Here is a 558-nt window from a genome sequence, read left to right as displayed (position 1 = left end):
CTCGAACCACGCCCGGACCGCCGCCGTCGAACGGCGCTGAAGGATGGACCGGGTCCGGACCGGGTCCATGGCCAGGTCGTCGTCGCTGTCGTGCACCCCGAACGCGATCAGCCCGAAGTCCCGGTCCTCCAGGGTCGCGGGGGCGCCCAGGGTCGCCGAGATCTCGTCCACGAGTTGCTGGTAGTCGCCGCGCATCCGCCGCGTGGCCCCCTTCGAGGTGGCTGGCTTTCGAGGTGTCTGGATGAACCCCCGCGCCTCTCGGGCGGGTATGCCGCCCGAGGAGCGTGCGGGGGAGGTGGTGGGTGGGGGAGCGGGGAACGACGGCTCCGGTCGCCGTGCCCTCCGGTTCCCGGTCGCGTCAGCCGCGCTCGGCTGGTCGTGCGGTCGCGACGTTCACGCGGCGCTCCGGCACCGCGCATGCTTCAGGTGTTCCACGCGCTCCCCGTTTTTCATGCTTCCGTGCTCCGTGCTCCGTGCTCCGTGCTCCGTGCTCCGTGTGGCTCGTGCTCTGCGTTCGTGCTCCGCGTTCGTGCTCCGCACTCCTTGCCCGTCCGGACC

General features: G+C 71.7%; 1 pseudogene. It reads right to left on the bottom strand.

Annotated elements, in window-relative coordinates:
* Positions 1–195: pseudogene (locus KUM32_RS42195) on the bottom strand (PucR family transcriptional regulator); the annotation flags it as partial.
* Between the last annotated feature and the right edge of the window lie 363 nt (positions 196–558).

The sequence above is a fragment of the Streptomyces sp. AC627_RSS907 genome (genome assembly GCF_019049165.1).
The sequence above is the reverse complement of the archived record's forward strand: the minus strand, read 5'-3'. Positions and strand labels throughout refer to the sequence as shown.